Annotated in this window: 21 protein-coding genes; 15 read left to right on the top strand and 6 right to left on the bottom strand. The window is 69.2% G+C overall.

The window, feature by feature from the left end:
* The first annotated feature begins 45 nt into the window (after positions 1-45).
* On the top strand, positions 46-1041 hold the full coding sequence (locus AB5J49_RS15455; protein WP_369169212.1) for a hypothetical protein: 996 nt from the start codon (positions 46-48) through the stop codon (positions 1039-1041).
* Between the two features lie 355 nt (positions 1042-1396).
* Here AB5J49_RS15455 and AB5J49_RS15450 read toward each other — a convergent pair whose 3' ends face one another.
* Both AB5J49_RS15450 and AB5J49_RS15445 read right to left on the bottom strand, forming a co-directional pair.
* The gene (locus AB5J49_RS15450; RefSeq protein ID WP_369169211.1) at positions 1397-2071 is read right to left on the bottom strand and encodes a YdcF family protein; all 675 of its coding nucleotides are present in this window, start codon (positions 2069-2071) and stop codon (positions 1397-1399) included.
* Entirely contained in the window at positions 2068-2862 is a 795-nt protein-coding gene (locus tag AB5J49_RS15445; RefSeq protein ID WP_369169210.1) for a GntR family transcriptional regulator, read from the bottom strand. The genes AB5J49_RS15450 and AB5J49_RS15445 overlap by 4 nt, the downstream gene beginning before the upstream one ends.
* Positions 2863-3475: 613 nt before the next feature.
* Here AB5J49_RS15445 and AB5J49_RS15440 point away from each other — a divergent pair.
* The 14 genes from AB5J49_RS15440 to AB5J49_RS15375 all read left to right on the top strand — a co-directional run bounded on the left by AB5J49_RS15440 (position 3476) and on the right by AB5J49_RS15375 (position 14218).
* Positions 3476-3739 carry a DUF6284 family protein gene (locus AB5J49_RS15440; RefSeq protein ID WP_369169209.1) on the top strand — a complete coding sequence of 88 codons (264 nt, stop codon included), beginning with the start codon at positions 3476-3478 and terminating at the stop codon, positions 3737-3739.
* Positions 3736-4029, top strand: coding sequence for a DUF6303 family protein (locus tag AB5J49_RS15435; protein WP_369169208.1), 294 nt, complete (start codon positions 3736-3738; stop codon positions 4027-4029). The genes AB5J49_RS15440 and AB5J49_RS15435 overlap by 4 nt, the downstream gene beginning before the upstream one ends.
* The gene (locus AB5J49_RS15430) at positions 4026-5066 is read left to right on the top strand and encodes a DUF2637 domain-containing protein (protein WP_369169207.1); all 1041 of its coding nucleotides are present in this window, start codon (positions 4026-4028) and stop codon (positions 5064-5066) included. The genes AB5J49_RS15435 and AB5J49_RS15430 overlap by 4 nt, the downstream gene beginning before the upstream one ends.
* On the top strand, positions 5066-5407 hold the full coding sequence (locus tag AB5J49_RS15425; RefSeq protein ID WP_369169206.1) for an RRQRL motif-containing zinc-binding protein: 342 nt from the start codon (positions 5066-5068) through the stop codon (positions 5405-5407). The genes AB5J49_RS15430 and AB5J49_RS15425 overlap by 1 nt, the downstream gene beginning before the upstream one ends.
* Positions 5408-5434: 27 nt before the next feature.
* The gene (locus AB5J49_RS15420; protein ID WP_369169205.1) at positions 5435-5674 is read left to right on the top strand and encodes a hypothetical protein; all 240 of its coding nucleotides are present in this window, start codon (positions 5435-5437) and stop codon (positions 5672-5674) included.
* A gap of 47 nt (positions 5675-5721) precedes the next feature.
* Positions 5722-6222, top strand: coding sequence for a hypothetical protein (locus AB5J49_RS15415; RefSeq protein ID WP_369169204.1), 501 nt, complete (start codon positions 5722-5724; stop codon positions 6220-6222).
* 18 nt (positions 6223-6240) lie between these two features.
* Complete coding sequence (gene traA / locus AB5J49_RS15410; protein WP_369169203.1) at positions 6241-6837, top strand: plasmid transfer protein TraA; 597 nt, start codon at positions 6241-6243, stop codon at positions 6835-6837.
* 12 nt (positions 6838-6849) lie between these two features.
* Positions 6850-8883 carry a plasmid transfer protein TraB gene (gene traB, locus AB5J49_RS15405; protein WP_369169202.1) on the top strand — a complete coding sequence of 678 codons (2034 nt, stop codon included), beginning with the start codon at positions 6850-6852 and terminating at the stop codon, positions 8881-8883.
* A gap of 172 nt (positions 8884-9055) precedes the next feature.
* Positions 9056-9502 carry a hypothetical protein gene (locus AB5J49_RS15400; RefSeq protein ID WP_369169201.1) on the top strand — a complete coding sequence of 149 codons (447 nt, stop codon included), beginning with the start codon at positions 9056-9058 and terminating at the stop codon, positions 9500-9502.
* 16 nt (positions 9503-9518) lie between these two features.
* Positions 9519-9800 (top strand): hypothetical protein, encoded by a 282-nt coding sequence (locus tag AB5J49_RS15395; protein ID WP_369169200.1) that lies wholly within the window; start codon positions 9519-9521, stop codon positions 9798-9800.
* A gap of 87 nt (positions 9801-9887) precedes the next feature.
* Positions 9888-10730 (top strand): bifunctional DNA primase/polymerase, encoded by an 843-nt coding sequence (locus tag AB5J49_RS15390; RefSeq protein WP_369169199.1) that lies wholly within the window; start codon positions 9888-9890, stop codon positions 10728-10730.
* A gap of 2 nt (positions 10731-10732) precedes the next feature.
* Positions 10733-12208 (top strand): ATP-binding protein, encoded by a 1476-nt coding sequence (locus tag AB5J49_RS15385; protein ID WP_369169198.1) that lies wholly within the window; start codon positions 10733-10735, stop codon positions 12206-12208.
* 507 nt (positions 12209-12715) lie between these two features.
* Positions 12716-12904 carry a helix-turn-helix domain-containing protein gene (locus tag AB5J49_RS15380; protein WP_128428301.1) on the top strand — a complete coding sequence of 63 codons (189 nt, stop codon included), beginning with the start codon at positions 12716-12718 and terminating at the stop codon, positions 12902-12904.
* Positions 12905-12982: 78 nt separating this feature from the next.
* Positions 12983-14218 (top strand): tyrosine-type recombinase/integrase, encoded by a 1236-nt coding sequence (locus AB5J49_RS15375; protein ID WP_369169197.1) that lies wholly within the window; start codon positions 12983-12985, stop codon positions 14216-14218.
* A 98-nt stretch (positions 14219-14316) separates the two neighbouring features.
* Here AB5J49_RS15375 and AB5J49_RS15370 read toward each other — a convergent pair whose 3' ends face one another.
* The 4 genes from AB5J49_RS15370 to AB5J49_RS15355 all read right to left on the bottom strand — a co-directional run bounded on the left by AB5J49_RS15370 (position 14317) and on the right by AB5J49_RS15355 (position 18506).
* The gene (locus AB5J49_RS15370; protein WP_369169196.1) at positions 14317-14757 is read right to left on the bottom strand and encodes a hypothetical protein; all 441 of its coding nucleotides are present in this window, start codon (positions 14755-14757) and stop codon (positions 14317-14319) included.
* A 97-nt stretch (positions 14758-14854) separates the two neighbouring features.
* Complete coding sequence (locus AB5J49_RS15365) at positions 14855-16012, bottom strand: alkaline phosphatase PhoX (RefSeq protein ID WP_369169195.1); 1158 nt, start codon at positions 16010-16012, stop codon at positions 14855-14857.
* 173 nt (positions 16013-16185) lie between these two features.
* Positions 16186-17670 (bottom strand): ATP-binding protein, encoded by a 1485-nt coding sequence (locus tag AB5J49_RS15360; protein ID WP_369169194.1) that lies wholly within the window; start codon positions 17668-17670, stop codon positions 16186-16188.
* The gene (locus AB5J49_RS15355; RefSeq protein WP_369169193.1) at positions 17667-18506 is read right to left on the bottom strand and encodes a response regulator transcription factor; all 840 of its coding nucleotides are present in this window, start codon (positions 18504-18506) and stop codon (positions 17667-17669) included. The genes AB5J49_RS15360 and AB5J49_RS15355 overlap by 4 nt, the downstream gene beginning before the upstream one ends.
* Positions 18507-18618: the final 112 nt, after the last annotated feature.

Genomic DNA, 18618 nt, shown 5'->3' with positions numbered 1-18618 from the left:
CGACCCTCTCGTGACTCACCGTACCGACTACCGCAAGGGCATTTGATGATTCTGCGCGAGTTCCTTTACGTAGACACCGACAAAGTGCGAGCAATGCTCGCGCAGCTCGAAGGAGGAGTTGCCGAAGAAGAGCGCGAAACGGATCGTGAGGAAAAAAGGACCACGGTTGGGCCCCGAACTGTGGCGCAGCATTTTCAAGGGGTTGGCAGTGAGCGGTACACTCAAAAGTCGCTAGGCGATGCCCTATTCCCCATGCTTGAAGATGCCCTTGAGTCAGAGTCCCTTCTGCGTGACATCTCTGAAGAGGTTACCAATACAGACCTGTGGAACACCGAAGAAATTCAACGGATGGCTCCGCCGGGCTCACTTGTTCGCATCACTGCGCCGGGGTCACTATTCGATTCCCGATACGTCGCTAACTCCTTCTCTGCGTTTGCAGCTGTCAGTATGGGTCTACAGGGAATTGGTGCGCTGGAGAGCCCGCCGCCTCGCCAGAACAGCGGGAAGAATCCGAAGGGACAGCAGCGAAAGCCCAAGCCTGGCGAGGTCACACGGGAAGAACTGGAGGACTCGATCCCGGACTTCCGCATGAAATCCGGTGAAACCATTGTCGACGCCGTTGACCTCCGATCCATTCTTCAGGTTTCCCGTGGCGTGTTCGCGCCTGGACTACACATGAACCTGTCTCCAGTGGAATCAAGCGACATCCTGATTACCTCACGATTGCAGGAAGGTCGGCAGTACCTGGATTCAGAGTCAGATATTCTCTTTGCGCGCTACGGGACTGAGGAGCAAGAATGGACTGTGGTAGGAAGCGTCGGACACTACGGCTCAAAGGATCCCGTCCAACCCGATGACGCCTTTTTTAATTCCAACGGTGCAGTCTCACGCGGAAAGCTGGCCTCTTTCATGAATGCACACATGCGGACGCTGGCGGAAACCGGATTCGTCGACTTGGTGCAGTATCCCGGTGTTTCGTTGATCCCTTTTGCTGTTTATCGTTCTATTCCTAGGGCGGCTGGGGTGATTGCAGCACGTTAACCGCGAGGTCGGCGGAGCGGCTTTGGGCTGGAGCTGCTTTGGGGCGAGTGATCATGGCCCCGTAAGCTTCCGGCGAGTCGGGCAGTCTGTGGACCTGCCCGTTAAAGCACGACGTTGGGGCCATGATCTTAGAGGCTCGCCCCAAAGTGGCTGCCTAAAGCCGTGGAGCCGACCGCCCCAGCCACAGGGGTGTCTCCCCACTTCATGCCCGCAGCCGCCGGGCGCGGCCAGCCGGGGCGCAGACAGGAGGCAGGCCGCGCCGCAGAGGCGGCGCGCGCCCGCGCCGTGCGCGGGCCTTGATGAGGCAGGGAAAGTGCAGGGCGAAGCTCAGGGCGGGCTGCTGCCCGCCCTGGCATCACGTGCCGGGGCGGGCACCAACGTCAGCTGGCATGAGTCGGCTAGTGAAGCCTTCGACGCACAGTCGCTCAAAGGCGGCTACGACGGTGTCTGGTACATCTTGCTCGATGGCCAGCCCCAACCTCGGGAAGACGAGCACTCGTTGCAGGGCGCCCACGATCATGTCGATCACCATGCGGGCGTCCCCGATGGAGTCGGCGTACTCTTCCAAGCTCATCGACGTGGACGCGCATACCACTTCGACCTCGGGCCAGAGCTTCCGCATCATGGCGTACGAGCGCCGCTCTTCGTACGGCTTGGTCACGAGCAGGACGGACGAGACCTTGACGTCGGCGTCTGCCAACACCGCTTTCGTGAACTCGATGTTCTCGCCGGTGTTCGTGGCACGGGGTTCCAGGAGTACGGCGGAATCGGGCACCCCTAGCTGCAACGCCCGCTCTCGGTAGTGGATAGCCTCACCGCGCGGCATGCGCGCCCGGGTCGTGGGGCTGGTGGCTCCCGTGAAGACGATGACCGGCGCCATGCCCTGGTGGTACAGCTCCGCTGTCACGTCGGCCACGCCAAGGTCGTGACTGCCCAGCCCCACGGCTACCGAACAAGGCCGTGGGTCGTGGTGCATGAAGTGGTAGTCCCACAGGAGTCGAGCATCCGCCCATGCCTGTGCCGAGATCATTCCTGCCCCTTCCTGTCCTGTGCCGAGTCGGGAACCTTGAAGTCGTACTCCCACGCGAAGCGAGAAGCCGAGTGAATGCCCACCGCGAACTCAACCACCGTGCCATCTGCGGTGTACGTGGTCCGGTGCAGCTCGACTACGGGCTCGCCGGCGGGGAGCTGTAGGAGCTGTACTTCGTCCGCCGTCGGGATGCGGGCGAACAGGGCCTCTCTCATGTGGTCGATCTCGTATCCGGCGTCGTAGAGGACCCGGTATCCACCGCCACGGCCGGCAGGGCCCGGGGTGGGGTCGACAATGCGTGTCCCCTCGACGTGCTCCGGCCTGTAGTAGCTGGTCAGGGTGTGAGTCGGCTGCACCCCTTCCTTCACGAGTCGGGCGCGCGCGTACACCTCGGAGCCGATTGGGACACCCAGCCCCTCCGCTACGAGGCTGTCCGCCTCGACACGGCTCACGGTCTGCGTCTGCTCGTTGCGCTTGTACGCGCGTCCCGATGCGACGCGGTCAGCGATGAACGCGACTTCGTCACCGTCGCGCCACTTCGCCTTGTCGTACCGGGCGATACCCAGCCGCTTGAGCGCAGCGCGCGGACGCACAACGGTGCCGTGCCCGCGCGTCGACGTCACAAGGCCTTCAGCCTCCAAGGCCTTGTAGGCCTTGTGGACTGTCTCCTTTGAGCCTTCCCCCGCCTCGACTAGCTCTCTGATCTGGGGCAACTGGGCGCCCGGCGGGTACTGACCGCCCTTGATCTGCTCCGCGAACCTGTCCGCCAGCTCGCGCCACTTCGGTGCCACGCAGAACTCCTCTCGACGCGAACCAGTGAACCACAGTCCTAGGACTGTTGACAGTCCTAGGACAGCGTGCCATCTTCATCTCAGGCCGCTCGCAGTCCTAGGACAGCGAGCCGGAAGGGGCCTTCTTTGGGCTGCCTTCGGGCCGCGCGAATGCATAGGGCGGGGACGCTGCAATCCCGCTAAAGGCCAGGTGGAACAGGGTTTCGGCCCGTACTGGCGAGGTGGCCCGGTGACCGCGAGCAACGGCCGGAGGGTGGGGACAGGGTCCCCCTTGCAGCGCAGTACCGATTCCTTCGACCTAGGAGTGCCGATGCTTCGACGAACCATGTGGGCGCCGCTGTGTTGGACCGGCCGGCGGCGCCTGTGCAACACCCGAGGCCGCGAGCGGAACGCACGCACTCGCAGCCAATCCGGTCCGCTCTCTTCCTGCCATCGCAGCGGCTAGCGCTGCGGCCGGTTGCCTCCCCCGCCCGTCCGGCCGTGCTTCGTGCACTGGCCGTACGGGCGGGGTGGCAGGGAGCCGGAAGCCCTGGTCTCCAGCGGCGCGCGGCCCCCAGGGTGCCTCCCGGGAGCCGCTGTCGGGCCGTTCACCCATCGAGAGGAACACGACCCAATGAGCCTCATCGTCACTGTTCAGGATGCTGTTACCGCGTTCGCCGACTGGAACGAGCCGACGGACGCGGAGCTGGACGCCATCGACCAGGAGATGCCGGTCATCCTCGCCGACATCGAGTTGCTGGACGCGCACATTGCCACGATCGACCGCACGCCGACCGAGCTGGACGAGCGTCGGCTGCGTCGGGCCCGCCGCCGGGCGCTGGCCGCGCGGGTGGAGCTGACCAACCACGCGGTCACGGTCGCGGGGGTCGGGGCGTGAGGGCGGAGGAGTTCACGGCGCAGATGTCCGTGTTCAACGGAGGGTGGCGGCTGTACGTAGTCCTGCTGAACGCGGGCGTCACGCCGTGGCCTGAGTTCAGCTTCGAGCGGGCCGAGCCGGTGCCGACGTTCACGGAGCGCGCGGAAGCGCTCAGCGTGCTCGGCTTCGAGCCGGTACCGGACGCCGAGTGGGAGTGGACGGAGTACAGCGCCGACCCCGACGACCTCGCCTCTGAGGTGACTCTGCTCGCCGCGATCCGGGTGCGTTCATGGACGGGGGCGGGCGCGTGAACGCCGTTCAGATCCGTTCAGCCGAGCGCGCGCTGTCCATCGGCACGTGGCTGATCGTGGCGGGCGCGATGCTGTATTCGATCCTCACCGTCACCCCGCTCGCCGCCGCGCACACCCCGGACAAGTGGGACTGGACGGCGCCGATCCTGCCGACCGTAGTAGATGCGGCTGTGCTGATCGTCATCCGCCTCGATGCCGTGCTGGCTCTGCTCGGAGGGCACGGCGGCCGGTGGCCGATCGTCCTGCGCTGGATGACCGGCTGCATGACCCTCGCCCTGAATGTCGCGGACTCCGCATTGCGAAACGACCTGGTGGGCGTGGCTGTGCACGCGGTCGCGCCGCTTCTGCTGATCGTCACCGCAGAGGCCGGGCTCGCCTACCGGCGTGCGATCGCCGCGGCGGTGACCGAGTTGGAGGCGCGGCAGCAGGCACAGCGTGAAGCGCGCGAGCGGGCGGTTGTCGAGCGGCGTGAGTCGGCCGCGCGGTTGGCTCGTGAGGAGCGCGAGCATGCCGCGATGCTGGCGCGTGAACAGCGTGAACACGAAGCCCGCCTGATCCGCGAGCAGGCTGAGCGCGAGGAGCGGGCCCGCCGCGAGGAACGCGAGCAGCGAGCCGCCCGCGAGGCTGCCGAGCGCGAGGCTCGTGAACGCTCTGAGCGCGAGCGTGAACAGCAGCGGCAGGAGCGTGAACGTCGTGAGCGCGAGGAGACCGAGCGCCGCGAACAAGAGCGGGCCGAGCGGGAGCGTCGTGAACACGTCGCACGGGCCGAGCAGGCCGAGCGTGAACGCCGCGAGCAGGCTGAGCGCGAGGAGCTGGCCGAGCGTGAACGCGCCGCACTGCTGGCCGCCGGCCCCGCCACGGAGAAGCTCCCCGAGGACCGTGCCCACGCGGTCGTGAGGGCCGCGTTCGAGGCCGGGTTGCCGGTGCGGGCCGCTGCCGAACTGTGCGGCTGGTCGGTCGGCTGGGTTTCTACCCGCTACGCCGAACACCGCACCCCTGGCCGGGGCGGCGCTGAGCTGGCGATCGCGGGCCGCTGATGGCTGCCATTCCGGTCTACGTCTGGCGTCTGGCGCCGGACGGGTTGGCCACCCGCCGCCAGCTCCGCGCGAAGGGGCTACGGCCCGGTGGTCAGGACGTGGTGGCACAGATCGAACGCCCACGCCGTCGCCGTCCGCCGCTGGTCGCCTACCTCTACCGCGTCGACGCCGCGAAGCCCGTGCGGCCCATGACGCCGGCCAAGTGGGCGGTGCTCGGCAAGGCCAACGCCGCCCGCCGCACCTGCCCGCAGTGCCGGACGGATGCCGGTTACGTCATCCCCGCCGAGCTGGGGGTGTGCGTGCCGTGCGCGTACCCCGACGACGAACAGCGCGCCGCCTGACCCTTCAACTTCCAGGAGACACACCCCATGCGTGCCACGACTGACTGGCCCGAGGGCGTCATCGCCCGCTACCTCACGCACGCCGCCGAGCTGCTGCACGACCCGGATCTGACGGTGGACGTCGCCAAGGGCACTGAGGAGTCCACCGCCACCTGCCGGGGCTGCGGTATCCGCTGGAGGAAGTGGGCGTACGAGACGGGCGCCGTCAAGCAGTGGGCGCAGCAGCACGCCGAGAAGTGCCGCGCGCTGCCCCGCCCGACCGCGTGACCACCCCCGCAACCTCCAACTTCCCTCTCTCACCCGGGAGTTCCGCTGTGTCCAGCCGTACCCGCACCCGCGCCACGAAGAGCGGCGCGAGTGTCCACACCGTCCGCATCCCGCGCCAGCGTGGCCGCCGGGGCAGCGACCCGTTCGTGGTCGTGGTGCCCGAACGTCCCTCCCTCATTCGGCAGGCGCTCGCCGGTCTCGCGCTGATGCTGTGGGACCACCGCCGCGCGCTCGCCCCGACCGGCTTCGCCCTGGTGGCGCTGGTGGCGGCCGGCCTGCTGCACGTCATCGCCTGGTGGTCCGGCCTGGTGCTCGCCCCGCTCGCGGCCGGGCCGCTGGTGTGGCTGCTGCTCATGCAGCGCCGCCGCCCCGGCACCGGCACCGTCCTGGCCTGGCGCATCGGCCTGGCCGCCCTCACCTCATCCGCGCTGGCCTGGCTGGCGTTGGCCGCCGGGTTCGGGCCGCTCGCCGGTCCTCTTGAGCTGGTCTGGCTGCTCACCCTGATCGCCGCTCAGACCGCGTGGCTCATCGTCCGTCGCACCCACTGACCTTAAGGAGATTGCCAGATGGCAGACAACGGATCGGCCAACCGGGCCGCTAACCGGCGCTACCGGCAGGCTCAGCAGGCGGGCAGGCCGCGCATCGACGCGACCAACGGAGGCAGCTACAAGCCCAACAAGTTCGCCAACGCGGGCGCCGCTGCAGGCGGTTTCTTCGGCGCGCTGGGCGGTTCGATCGTCCCGCCGATCAACGTCACCGTGAACAACAACCGGAACACGGCCCGCGCGGGCGGAGGCGGATCGCACGCCCAATCCCTGCTGCCGTCCCCGGAGTTCACCTCCCCGGCGCAGGTGCGGAACTACTGCAACACCCTGCGCGCGGCCGGTGTGACGCTGTCGATCGAGGTGGCCATGGCTGCCGAGATCCTCAAGGGCGTGCTGGCGGCCGTGCCGGACCCGGACGGCCGCGCGTTCGGCTCCCGCATCCGTGCCGCGAAGGTGGCCCGCAAGATGCAGGGTGCCGCGAACGACCTGCGGGACGCAGCGAAGAAGGCCGCTGCCTGCTATTCGACGTTCCAGCAGGAGTTCGAGGAAGAGATCAACCGCGTTCGTCACCGTGCCCGCAAGCCGCAGCAGCCGGTCATCGACTGGGCTCAGCAGTAAGGAGGCTCGGTCATGGCTGAGCGCAACACCGACGAGCTTCACGAGATCCAGCTTCAGGGCGCCTCTAACGCCTCCGGGGTCGGCGGCTACCTGCTGCACCGCGCCAAGCCGCACCTGCCGCCGTGGCTCGGCATGGCCGGGACCGGCCTGGCCGGTGTCCTCGGACACTGGCGCTGGGCCGAGAGCGCCGCCGCCGGCGTCGGCCTCACTCTGGGCTCAGTGGCGCTGACCGGCGCCACCTGGCTCATGGGCAAGTCGACCAGTCACCAGCGCCGCCTGCACTCCGCCATCACCGTGGCCGCAGGCTCCGCCTGGCTGACGGCCGCCTGCCTCGCCGGGCCGACCGCCGGACCGCTGGACGACCTCTACCTGATGGGCGGCCCGGCAATGGCGCTGTCGTGGAACGTACGCATGCTCATGCGCCGCAACCCCGAAGGGGCCGCCGGGGAGAGTGGCGACAAGGGCCTGTTGGCCAAGGTCGGGCTGGCGCGGGCGCAGATCGGCGCGGCGAAGGTGGAGCCGAACCGGGTCACCGCGCCCATCGCGCTGGAGCCGGGCGAGCAGACCAACGAGGACGTCACCAAGATTCTGCCCCGGATCGCGTCCGTGCTGGACCTGCCGAAATCCGCCGTGCGCTACACCCCGGACGCGGGCTCCGAACGGCGCGGTGAACTGGTGATCGTGCCCGAGGACATGCTGTCTGAGGTGGTGGAGTGGGAGGGCCCGTCGAACCTGGGTGGTTCGATCGCTGACCCGCTTGATCTGGGTCGCTACGACGACGGGGCGCCGCTGGTGATCTGGCTGCCGGGTGACCCGGATGCCGGCCGCAACTCCACCCACCTGCTGATCGCGGGCGGAACCGGTTCCGGCAAGGGTGACACCGCGTTGAACCTCCTGACGGAGATCCTCTCCCGCCGGGACGTCATCGTGATGTTCTCCGACCCGAAGGCGTTCCAGGACTTCGCGCCGCTGCGGCCCGGCCTGGACTGGGGTGTCGAGGGCGGCACGGACACCGAGGTCATGGTGGAGGCCGTCAGCGCCGCCATCCCGGCCCGCACGCGCTGGCTCGGCGCGCACAGCTACCGCCAGTGGACCCCGTCAGCCGCGCAGCAGCAGACCGACCCCGAGCACACCTGCCGGTCGGACGGCCGTGCGTGCGGCTGTGAGGGCATGCCGTTCATGGTGGCCTGGTTTGAGGAGGCCGCCAACACCCTGCGTGCCTTGGGCGACGACGCGTTCACCGGGATCGCTCAGGAAGCGCGTTCCGCCGGAATCTCCCTGATCGTCTCCCTTCAGCGCCCCTCGTACGACCAGATGTCGACCAGCACCCGCGCCTCTCTCCCGTCCGTGATCGCGCTCGGCTGCGACGCGCGCGACGAGGGGTTCTCCCTGCCGGACGAGGTGCTGGCCGCCGGCGCCCACCCGGGCGCGTGGGGCAACCGGCGTCCCGGCTACTGCTACGCCGTCAGCCCCGGCATCCCCGAGGACCGCTACCCCTCCCCGGCACGCACCCGCCGCTTCACCCAGCGGGCCGTGAAGGTCATGGAGGCCCTCGCCGCGTGGGCCCTGCGCAACGGCGCGCACGCCGACCCCGTCACCGCCGGCGCGGTCTCCTCCGTCGCCGGACGCGCCTACACCGGCCGGACCGGCGCGAGCGACACGGACGCGCCTCAGCTCACCCTCGTGAACGGGGAGGACGACATGGACGGCGGGCCGCTGGCCGACCCGGAGGACGCGTACATCGACCCCGAAGCCGAACTCCCGGAGCCGGAGGACGGCGACGACGTCCCGCTGTTCGGGCAGGAGAGCGGACACAAGCCCTCCCCGGAAGAGGCGCGGCAGTTGTTCGCCCGCGCGCTGGAGGAGTTCGAGCACGACGGTCAGATGATCGTCGGCCCGAAGGACTTCACCGACTGGTGCGACCGACACCACCTCTCCCGCTCCTGGGTGTCACTGCGCCTGAAGGACGCCGCCCTGGAGGGCCGCCTGGAGGCGACGAACACCACCGGCCGGTGGCGCATCGTCCCCGCCCTCGCGGCGGCGTAACACCCCTAACGGTGTTACGCCGCCTAACACCCAAACCCCTAGGCAGACGCGGTGTTACGCGCCCTCACACCCGCCGCGTAACACCCCCTCACACCTGCCTGACACCCACCCGCACGGGCCCGCGTCACACCTTCGTGGCGCGGGCCCGCGCGGCTCACCCGATGGAGCCCTCATGATCCCTCCTGAGCGATCCGCGGCCGTCGAAGTCCACCACCCCCAACCCGTCGTCACGCACCCGCCCGCCGCGCCGCTCGTACCCGTCCAACCGGGCACCGTCCCGGCCGTGGCGAGCGTCGTCCTGCCGGACGGGCGCGTCGTCACCGGCTACGCCATCGAACCCGCCAAGCCCGAACCCGTCGCGGCCAAGCCGCCCGTCTCCCGCGCTGCCGTGAACGTCGCCCTCGGAGGCGTCGGCTTCCTCGCCGTGTGCGGTGGACTGCTCCTGCTCACCACATTCATCACCGCCCTGACCGCCCTGATCACCCAGCTCATCACCCTCGCCGCCGTGATCTTCGGCGGATGGATTGCCGTGCAGGTCTTCAGCGCAAGCGGCCACAGGGGCGGAACAACGGTCACCATCCGCAAGGCCGTCATCAAGCGGAACAAGTTCTACGGCTGACGGGAGGCCAACACCCATGTTGCGACTGCGTATCCAGGTCACCTGCTGGCCGCGCTATGCGCTGGTTCTGACCGACACCCCCGACCCCGCCTGCACCACGTGCGAGGGAGGCGGCGGGATCAAGCACGACTACGGCGACCACAACGGCGAGTACGCCGGTACCGACTGGGAGCCCTGCACCTGCTGGAACGAACAGCGCCGTTGGCTGCTGCTGCCCCTGCCGCACCGCCCCCGCTGGCTACGCCGCGGCTTCCACTCGTGGGGGCCGTCCGGCTACAGCGACGAACCGCCCTTCTAGCTGCGCCAAGGGCGGCCCCCGCATCTCGCCAAAGAACCGGGGCCGCCCTTGTCTCCAGTCCTCAACAGACCAGTGGAGGTCTCCAGCATGACCCAACCCACCGACATCCGGCGAGACACCGCGCTTCGGCTCGCGGCCTCCGGAGTGCCGGTCCTGCCCCTGCGGGCCGGGAAGGTGCCGTTCGGCAACTGCCACGCCTGCGCCCGGAACGCATGCGGCGGTCGGCCGAACATGAAGCACGCCGGTGCCTGCACCTGCCCCCGCCCATGCCACGCCTGGGCCGCCGCCACCACTGACCTCATCGCCCTTCATTCCCCAGAGTGGGCGGGGGCGTGGCGCGAAGCAGCGGCCGTGGCCTACCACCCCGGTGGCGCCGGTCTCACGGTCGTCGACCTCGACGACGCGGCGGCTGTCGCGTGGGCCCGCGAGACGCTGCCCGTCACCCGCACCGTGGAATCGACGCGCGGCGAGCACTGGATCTACGAGGGCGTCATGCAGTCGTCGAACGCGGTGCGGTCGGGCGTCGACATCAAGTCCTCCATGGCCTACGCCCGTTGGCTCGGTCCCGGCACCGGCAACATGACGGCGCTACCGGACGTCGTGCGCGCGCTGGTCGTGAAGGAACCCACGGTTCGGCCGGCGCCGCAGGTCCTCACCGTGCCCGCCGGGGGCGGGGAGTGCCGTCACCGCACGCCCACCTATCTGGAACGTGGCATCACCATGGCGGAGCAGCGCATCACCGAGGCCCGCAGAGCGATCCACACCACCGTCTACCGGACGTTCCTCGCCGTGCTGTCGACGCACGGCCGGTGTGGCTGCCTCACCGACGCCCATGTCGCGCGGCTGTTCACCGCCGCGCAGGCCAAGGGCGAATCGCCCCGGCACTGCACCGATGCGTGGACCAACGCCCGTATCCGATTGGGACTGTAGCCATGTCCGACGACGACAAGACCCCGGCCCGCGAGGTCATCGCCGACTACGCGCAGGCGCATTTCCGCTACTTCCGCACCGCCGACGGCACCGTGTACGCGCAGCGGAACGGCCACCCCGTGGCCCGCCCGATCCGCTCCCAGGGCACGTCCGGCAGCCACCGCCAGGAACTCATGGTCAGCCTGTTCAAGGATGGGGTCGGCGTGTTCAACGGGACCGCGCTGAAAGAGGCGTTGGACCTCATCGAGGCCCTGGCGATGAGCGAGGACGTACAGTCCGTGCACATCCGCGTCGCTCCGGGATTCGACGGGGCGACGTGGCTGGACCTGGGCCGCGATGACGGAAAGTCCGTCCGCATCCACCCCACCGGATGGGACATCGCCATCCCGGACCCGCGCGAGGTGTGCTGGCGGCGCACCCAGCTCACCGGCGAACTGCCCCTGCCGGCCAAGGACACGGACGGCAAGGGCATCGATCTCCTGCTCAGGCTGTGCAACTTCGCCAACGCGGAGACCGAGTGCCTGGCCATCGCCTGGCTGATCGGCTGCCTCGGGCCGTCCGTGCCCGTCCCCGCGCCGTTCCTCACCGGACCGCAGGGCGCTGGCAAGTCCACCGGGGGCCGCATGCTCGTGCGCATCATCGAGGGCATGAGCGGCGACCTGCGGCGGGCGCCGAAGGATGAGGAGAACCTGGTCGCGGCAGTGGCGGCTGGGTGGGTCACGGCCCTGGACAACCTCTCCCACATGACGCCGGACCTGTCCGACGCCATGTGCTGCATCGTCACCGGCATCGAGAACGTCAAGCGTGCCCTGTTCACCGACGGGGACGTGTTCCGCGTCGGATACCGCCGCCCCCTGCTCCTGACCGGCATCGACGTCGGCGTCATCCGCCCCGACCTCGCGGAGCGGCTCCTGCCACTGCGTTTGGAGCGGCCCCGCGTCCGGCGCACCGAGGCGGAACTGTGGGCGGAGTACGCGGAGGTTCTGCCCGTTGTTCTCGGCTCGCTCCTGGATCTCACGGTCAAGGTCCGCTCGGTAGAGGCGGAGACCCCCACCGATCTGCGGATGGCGGACTTCGCTCGCCTGTGCGCGCAGCTCGATGCGGCAACCGGCCTGGGGGCGCTCACCGCTTACCGGGCCAGTCTGGACGACCTGAACGACGACGTGATCGAGGGCGATCTCCTCGCTCAGACCGTGCTCAGGCATGCCGACGCCATCGAGCCGGGCGCGGCGCAGCGGATGACCTCTACCGAGTGGCTGCACTGCCTCAGTCGCCTCTACAGCGGCGATGAACTGCGTGCCCTGCCCAAAGGGTGGCCGACCACCGGAAAGGTTCTCTCCGACCGCCTCAAGCGCCTCCAGCCGACGCTTGCCGCTCGCGGTGTCCTCATCGACACCGGCCGCACCAGCGAGGGCCGCTACCTCGAAATGACCCGCCTGGCCACCTCGACCCCACACCAGCAACAGCGGATGTACTAACCCGCGCTCGCGGCGCCCGGACAGGCAGTAAGGGGCCGCTTCGCGGCGCGTCCTTTGGGCGGCGTTCCGCCGAACAGCAAGAGGAGCACGCGGCGCCCGGGGTGCTCTTCTTGCTCGCTCCGGCGGCACCGCCGCCGCCCAAGGTCGTGCCGCGAAGCGGCTCCTTCTTCACGCTTTGAGGCGCCACCGAACTACAACAGACACCCCTCTTTTGTCCTAAGAGGGAAGACGTTGCGTCATCTGCGTCATGCGGGCCGAAAAACAGCCCCTGACCTGCGGATACAGGCGTGACGCAGACGGCGACCTCTGCGTCATCCTGCGTCATCTGCGTCATGCGATGACGCAGTCCATGACGCGCCGATGACGCACCCCCTTGCCGCTGCGTCACATAAAACCGCAGGTCAGAGGCCCACATGACGCTGATGACGCAATGACGCAGAAATCCGAACTTCGGACGCACGCGGGCACCCTGCCCGCCGCCACCCCTGATTTTTCAGGAAGGACGTCATGAAGAGGTACCTGACGACTGCGGAAGTCGCCGAGCGCTACCGCACGTCGCCCGCGACTGTCCGCTACTGGCGCTACGCCGGAACCGGCCCGCAGTGCTTCATCAGGCGTGGTCGACATGTCCTGTACGACGCCCAAGCGCTCGACAAGTACGACGCTGAAGAGATCGGAGGCCGATGCGCAGCATGACCCGAGACGGCCACCAACCCCACCAGAAGGAACGCCACTTCGCTGCCGACTCGGCTTGCTCTGGGGGGAGGGGAACTAATGGCTGACGTGTATGACCGCTGGCACCTGTCCCGACCGCCGGCCGACGCTGAGCCGTGCGAAGCGCACAGCACCAAGACAGCGACCGTGTACCCGGGCGCAGAGCACGGAGTCGGGAAGCGCTGGCAGGTGCGCTACCGGGATCTGTCCGGCAAGCAGTGCAAGGAGAACTTCGCGAAGAAGACCGCCGCGGAGTCCCGGGCCGCCAAGGTGACCGCCGAACTGGACGACGGCACGTTCGTGAACCGGGAACGCGGCAAGCAGAAGTTCAAGGTCATCGCCGAACGCTGGCAGGAGACGGCCGTACACCGCGAGCGGACCGAGACGAACGTCGAGCGGGCCCTACGGCTGCACATCTACCCGATGTTCGGCAACCGGCAGATTGGTAGCATCCAGCGCTCGGACGGAAAGAAGTGGATCAAAGAGCGCTCCGCAGTCATCGCCCCGTCGACGTTCGCGACGCCGTGGAACGTCTGCACCAGCATCCTGAAGATGGCCCACCAAGAGGGCATCATCCCGAAGTACCCATGGGAGGGCCTCAAGCCGCCCGAGGTGTTCTATCCGGAGATCCACCCGCTCGACCCGGAGGCGGTGAAGGCGCTGATTGTCACGGCGTCCCCACGGTATCGGGCACTGGTGCGGCAGGCGGCTTCCACCGGGCTCCGCCAGGGCGAGCTGTTCGGCCTGGAAGACGAGGAGCCGGCCGCTACCGTCACGGTCAAGCAGCAGCTCATCGGCCCCGACAAGGGCGTGCCGTACCTGGGTGAGCCGAAGACCAAGCAGAGCTACAGAGCAGTGCCCCAAGGACAGTCTGTTGTCGACGAGATCGAGTGGCACCGCAAGGAGTTCCCGCCCAAGGTCGTGTACATCGAGGACCGGACGAACCCGCGTAAGCCCGTGTGGCGCCATGCTCGGCTGCTGTACACAAGCGAGACGGGCGGTGCGATCCGGCGCGGCAGCTGGGCGAAGCTGTGGGCCCGCAACATCAAGCGGGCGAACGCCTACCTGGCGAAGTCGGGCAGCAAGGTACGGGTTCCCGAGGGCACTACGCTTCACGACCTGCGCCACTTCTACGCATCCGTGCTGATCAAGAACGGGGCGACGCCGAAGCAGGTTCAGATGCGCCTCGGTCACGCTAAGCCATCGATCACGCTGAACGTCTACACGCATTTGTGGGAGGCGGAGGCGGATCGGACCGCCGACATGATGGAAGCCGTCCTGAGCGATGTGCCCTGAGAGCGCCCTGAGGGCATGAAAAATGGCTGGCTTCCCAGGTCAGGAAGCCAGCCATACACCCTGTGCGGGGGTGCCGCCCTCTCGCTCTGCGTCTCTACCTACCGGTACTTCCACGACTGCGTGTCGCAGGTGTCGCTGCCCGCGTCGTCCACACAGAGCTGGTACTTGCCCCTGTCGACATAGATCGCCTGGTAGTCGTAGAACTCCCGGTCCTCGGTGCCGCAGCCCTCCTTGCTCCCGTTGGCGTCGCCGCGCTTGGACGACCAGTCGTAGCCCTCCGTCTTGCCCTGGCCGTACACGCCGTCGCCGTCCGCCTTGAGGTCGCAGACGGATCCGGACACGACGTAGCCGCCGTTGCCGGTGCCCGACGGGTTGAACTTGTACTTGCCGTTGAACTTGGCCTTCCCCGGTATCTCGAGCGTGAAGTTGTGCCACTGTCCCTCATCCGCCTGGGCACTGCCGCCGCCCGCGAGGGTCAGGGCCATGGCCAGGCCGGCGGCGCCGACCGCGGTGCAGGTCTTGCGCAGGATCGCGTGCATGTTCTCCCCGTTTCCGCCGCCTCCTGTGGTGCGGCGGCGCCAGCCTCCCAAGAAGACCGGCGCCCGAGGTACCTCAAACTTTGCAGGTTGCGTACGGCTACGAGCGGAACGGCCCCGTCACCTCATACGTGATCCCGCCCGAGGAACTGCCGCTCGTGCCGCGCTGGCTGGAGAAGTACAGCCGGGTTCCGTTCGGTGAGAACGCCGGGCCCGTGATCTCCGAGCCCGACTGGCCGTCGATCCGCAGGAACGTGGCGACGATGTCGTCCGGGGTGATCAGGCAGATCTCCATGTTGCCGCCGTCCTCGGCGACGAAGAGGTCGCCTGAGGCGGAGCCGGTGATGTTGTCGACGCCGGTGAGCGGGGCCGTGCCGTTGACGAGGGAGTCGTCGTACGCCAACTCGTAGGTGTTCGACGTCAGGTTGAGCTGCCAGACGCGGTTGTCGCCCTTGGTCGTGAACCACACCGTGTCGTTGGCGTAGTGGCAGCCCTCGCCGCCGTTGAAGGACTTGGAGCCCGAGACCTGGGAGCGGGTGGCCGTCGGGGAGCCGTCCGGGTCGGGGACGTTCGCCCAGCTGAAGGAGCCGGAGGTGCCGCTGCCCGCGACCATGACCTGGAGGGTGCCGGAGGACAGGTTGCCCCAGGTCGTCGGGACGAAGCGGTACAGCCTGCCGTTCGTCTCGTCCTCGGTCAGGTAGATCACCTTGCGCACCGGGTCGGCGGCCGCCGCCTCGTGCTTGAAGCGGCCCATCGCGTCCCGGCGGGTCGCCGCGGCGGTGCCCCAGGGGTCGGTCTCGTAGACGTATCCGAGGGACACCTCCTCGCAGGACAGCCAGGTGTTCCAGGGGGTCTTGCCGCCCGCGCAGTTCTGCCGGGTGCCCGAGAGGATGCGGTACGCGCCCGTGATCGCGCCCGCCGAGGAGAACTTGACCGCGCTCGCGCCGCCGGAGGGGTTGATCTCGGAGTTGGAGACGTAGATCCATCCGCTGCCGTCGGCGTAACACGCGCCGCCGTCAGGGGCGTTGTGCCAGGTGTACGACGTGTTGGCCACCGTCTGGCCGGAGCGGGCGATGACACGGCTGGTGAAGCCGCTCGGGAGTCTGATGCCGTTGGCGTCGGGGGAGCCCAGCGGTCCGTAGGGACCGGTGCCGGGCTGGGCGGGCGCGGCGTACGCGGCGCCGCGTGACAGGGTTCCGCCGAACACGGCGGCAGAGCCGCCGAGGACGGCCGCACGCAGGAGGCTACGACGTTCCACTCTCACTCCAGGAGGTGCCGTACCGCCCCGCCGTCGGTCGACGACGGGGTCGTGCGTGGGGGGCGGCATGGAACCTAGGGGAGCGTGATGGACGGACCGTAGCCAGCTGATGACCGTCGGGCGGCGTACCCGAGAGCTGCCTGTGTGTCGGCCGTGCGCCGACCGTTGTGCGCTCACCCGCGCAGCGCCGGCACCGCCCGCTTCCGCTGCCCGGCTCTGTCGAGGCCCGGCCCGTGCACCTCGCGCGGCGGCTCCGCCGACGGCAGGCGGATCACCGCGTCGAGCCCGCCCGCGGCCGAGGCGTGCAGGCTCGCCTCGCCACCGCTCGCGTGTGCGAGCCGTTGGACCAGCGAGAGGCCGAGTCCCGTGCCGCCCTTGGGGGCGCCCGGCGCGCGCCAGAAGCGGTCGAAGGCGCGGCCGCGCTGTTCCGGGGTCATGCCGGGGCCCTCGTCGGTGATGTGCAGGTCGACCCAGGCGGGGCGGGCGTCGCGCAGGGCACGGCGGGCCGGTACGTGGAGCCGTAGCTCCACGGTCACGGTGCTGGCCGGCGGGGAGGCGCGCAGGGCGTTGGACAGCAGGTTGTCCACGATCTGCTCGACCCCGCCCGGCACCGCTAGCACCGGTCCCACGCTGCCGGCGAACAGGACCAGGGCGACCCCCTGTTGCGCGAACAGCGGCTGCCAGGTGCGGTGCCGTTCCGCACAGACCGCGCCCACGTCGACCGGGCCGGGCGTCGCGGCGTCCTCCTCCAGGCGGGCCATCGCCAGCAGGCCCTCTACCATCCGGGAGAGCCGGTCCGTCTCGGTCACCGCGGCGGTGAGGCTGCCCCGGCCGCGGTCCAGGACGCTCGGCTCCAGGTTCTCCAGCCTCAGCCGCAGCGCCGCGAGCGGCGTCTTGAGCTGATGGGAGGCCTCGCCCGCGAACGCGTGCTGGGCGGCGAGGAGATGGGCGAGCCGGGCCGCCGTACGGTTGAACGCGGCGGCCAGGCGGCGCACTTCGGGCGGCCCCTTCGTGATCGTCACCGGCGCGGGCAGCCCGCCGTCCGCCAACTCGTCGGTGGCGCGCTCCAGTTCACGGATGGGCCGACCGGTCCAGCGGGCGATGGCGAAGCCGACCACGGCGACCGCGGTGAGGACCCCGAGGCCGCCGAGGCCGAGCAACAGCCAGACGTGGTGGACGCGTTCGTGCACCGTCCGGGTCGGCAGCGTGAGCCATACGGCACCCTGCAGTCCCGAGGTGTGCCGGATCGGCGTGGCGACCGAGAGGTACTCGACCCCGCCGATGGTCGACGTACGGACGTCCACCGTGGAGGTGCCGTGGAGGGCGGCCGCGATACCGGGGCGGGAGGCGAGGTGGGCCGACATGACGGCGGCCAGCGGGTGCGAGGTGGCGAGCAGGGCGCCCGCGGCGTCCACGACCACCACCTTCCCGCCGATGCGCTCGGCGCAGTGCACCACCCGGCGCGGCAGGTCCCGCCCGGCACGGCCCGCGCTCAGGGACAGCGAGGCGTACGCGGAGACCGACTCGGCCTCGTCCTTCGCCGCGCTCACCACCCGCTCCCGCTCGCTGCGCGAGTAGACGAAGCCCAGCGGGATCTCCAGGCAGAGCAGGACGAGCCCGGCGAGAGAGAGGTAGCTGAGCAGCAGCCGGCGGGTCACGGCGAGGACACCTCCTGCCCGCCCGGCTCGGCCTGCACCGCCAGCCGGAAGCCGACCCCGCGCAGCGTCTGGATCCATGCCGGGGCGCCCAGCTTCCGCCGCAGCGAGGCGACATGGACGTCCAGCGTCTTGGTCGGGCCCTCGTAGTGCGGGTCCCACACCCGGTCCAGGATCTGCTGCCGGGAGTAGACCGCCCCGGGATCCTCGGTGAGCAGCGCCAGCAGCTCGAACTCCTTCGGGGTGAGGGGGACGGGAACCTCGCCGACCCAGACCTGGCGGGTGCGGCGGTCCACGACGAGCGGGCCGGGGGCGTACGAGGGGGAGGGGCCGGGGTCCTCGAACGACGGGGGCGACGGCGGCGAAGGCGGTGGCGAGAGCGGCGGTGACGCGAGCGGTGACGAAGGCGAGGGCGGCGAGGAGGGCGACGGGAGCACCGGGGGCGGCGGGGTGCGAACCGGCTCCGGTGCTCCCGTCTCCGTGCGCTGGGTCCGCCGGGTCACCGCCCGCACCCGTGCCACCAGCTCCCGCACGCTGAACGGCTTCGCCAGATAGTCGTCCGCCCCCAGCTCGAGCCCCAGGACCCGGTCGGCCTCCTCACCCCGCGCACTCAGGATGATGACCGGCACGTCCGAGACCTGCCGGATGCCCCGGCACACGTCGATGCCGTCCATGTCCGGCAGCCCGAGGTCGAGCAGGACGACATCGCCGTACGGACTTCTCAACCCCTCGGCACCGGTGGTCACGTGATCCACTGTCAGCCCGAAGTGACCCAGGCCCTCGGTGAGAGGCTCGGCGATCGTCTCGTCGTCCTCGATGAGCAGCACTCGTATGCCCATGCGTCCTGTCTCTCCGTGAATTTGCATTCTCTGCCCTGACGTCGACACGCTACAAGAGGCAAGCGCTTGTGGAGCGTTGCGGCAAAGAATGTCCAATTACTGGACGCGCTCT

It is taken from the genome of Streptomyces sp. R28 (assembly GCF_041052385.1).
Classification (GTDB): Bacteria; Actinomycetota; Actinomycetes; order Streptomycetales; family Streptomycetaceae; genus Streptomyces.
Note: the sequence above shows the minus strand (reverse complement) of the source record. Positions and strands in the feature narration are given on the sequence as shown.

Bases quoted from the DNA above. Each gene is read 5' to 3' on its own strand.
- AB5J49_RS15455 (WP_369169212.1), top strand. From the start codon at position 46: ATGATTCTGCGCGAGTTCCTTTACGTAGACACCGACAAAGTGCGAGCA.
- AB5J49_RS15450 (WP_369169211.1), bottom strand. From the start codon at position 2,071: ATGATCTCGGCACAGGCATGGGCGGATGCTCGACTCCTGTGGGACTAC.
- AB5J49_RS15440 (WP_369169209.1), top strand. From the start codon at position 3,476: ATGAGCCTCATCGTCACTGTTCAGGATGCTGTTACCGCGTTCGCCGAC.
- AB5J49_RS15425 (WP_369169206.1), top strand. From the start codon at position 5,066: ATGGCTGCCATTCCGGTCTACGTCTGGCGTCTGGCGCCGGACGGGTTG.
- AB5J49_RS15420 (WP_369169205.1), top strand. From the start codon at position 5,435: ATGCGTGCCACGACTGACTGGCCCGAGGGCGTCATCGCCCGCTACCTC.
- traA (WP_369169203.1), top strand. From the start codon at position 6,241: ATGGCAGACAACGGATCGGCCAACCGGGCCGCTAACCGGCGCTACCGG.
- traB (WP_369169202.1), top strand. From the start codon at position 6,850: ATGGCTGAGCGCAACACCGACGAGCTTCACGAGATCCAGCTTCAGGGC.
- AB5J49_RS15400 (WP_369169201.1), top strand. From the start codon at position 9,056: ATGATCCCTCCTGAGCGATCCGCGGCCGTCGAAGTCCACCACCCCCAA.
- AB5J49_RS15395 (WP_369169200.1), top strand. From the start codon at position 9,519: ATGTTGCGACTGCGTATCCAGGTCACCTGCTGGCCGCGCTATGCGCTG.
- AB5J49_RS15390 (WP_369169199.1), top strand. From the start codon at position 9,888: ATGACCCAACCCACCGACATCCGGCGAGACACCGCGCTTCGGCTCGCG.
- AB5J49_RS15385 (WP_369169198.1), top strand. From the start codon at position 10,733: ATGTCCGACGACGACAAGACCCCGGCCCGCGAGGTCATCGCCGACTAC.
- AB5J49_RS15380 (WP_128428301.1), top strand. From the start codon at position 12,716: ATGAAGAGGTACCTGACGACTGCGGAAGTCGCCGAGCGCTACCGCACG.
- AB5J49_RS15375 (WP_369169197.1), top strand. From the start codon at position 12,983: ATGGCTGACGTGTATGACCGCTGGCACCTGTCCCGACCGCCGGCCGAC.
- AB5J49_RS15370 (WP_369169196.1), bottom strand. From the start codon at position 14,757: ATGCACGCGATCCTGCGCAAGACCTGCACCGCGGTCGGCGCCGCCGGC.
- AB5J49_RS15355 (WP_369169193.1), bottom strand. From the start codon at position 18,506: ATGGGCATACGAGTGCTGCTCATCGAGGACGACGAGACGATCGCCGAG.